This window comes from Streptomyces javensis (genome assembly GCF_039525925.1).
Classification (GTDB): domain Bacteria; phylum Actinomycetota; class Actinomycetes; order Streptomycetales; family Streptomycetaceae; genus Streptomyces; species Streptomyces asiaticus.
The window spans coordinates 1-677 of sequence record NZ_BAAAIF010000277.1; the positions used below are offsets into that span (position 1 = coordinate 1).

The following is a 677-nucleotide window of genomic DNA, read 5'->3' on the forward strand; positions in this document are numbered from 1 at the left end:
GCGCCGGCGGAGGAAGCCTCGGGTGTGGAGGTGGTTTCCGGTGGTGGTGGTGTGCCGTTTGCGGTGGTGCCGTGGGTGGTGTCGGGGCGTAGTGCGGATGCGTTGGCGGCTCAGGCGGGCCGACTGCTGGAGTACCTGCGTTCCGCCCAGGCTGATGGTGGCGGCGTGGACGTGGCAGGCGTGGGGCGGGCTCTGGTGAGTTCCCGCGCGGTCTTCGAACACCGCGCTGTCGTCCTCAGTTCGGATGCCGAGGCTCTGGAGGCTGGGCTCACGAACCTGGCGAGGGGCAAGACCACGAGCACGGCTGCTGGTGGTGCGATTGCGGGTCGTGTGCGGTCGGGGCGTGTGGCGGTGTTGTTCTCTGGTCAGGGGAGTCAGCGGACGGGGATGGGGCGTGAGTTGTATGAGGCCTTCCCCGTGTTCGCATCAGCTTTTGACGAGGTGTGTGAACGCTTCGATGGGCTGCTGGGGCGGCCGTTGAAGGAGGTCGTCTTCGCCGATGCTGCCGCTCCTGGTGGTGAGGGGGTGTTGGATCGGACGGTGTTTACGCAGGCGGGGTTGTTTGCGTTGGAGGTGGCGTTGTTCCGGTTGATGGAGTCTTTTGGGGTGCGGGTGGATTTTCTGGCCGGTCACTCGATCGGTGAGGTGGTGGCGGCGTATGTGGCGGGTGTGTGGTC

Annotated in this window: 1 protein-coding gene; it reads left to right on the top strand. The window is 66.2% G+C overall.

From position 1 onward, the window contains the following. Positions 1-677, top strand: a 677-nt coding sequence (locus tag ABD329_RS47940; RefSeq protein ID WP_425574492.1) for an acyltransferase domain-containing protein, incomplete at both ends; no start/stop codon positions are given.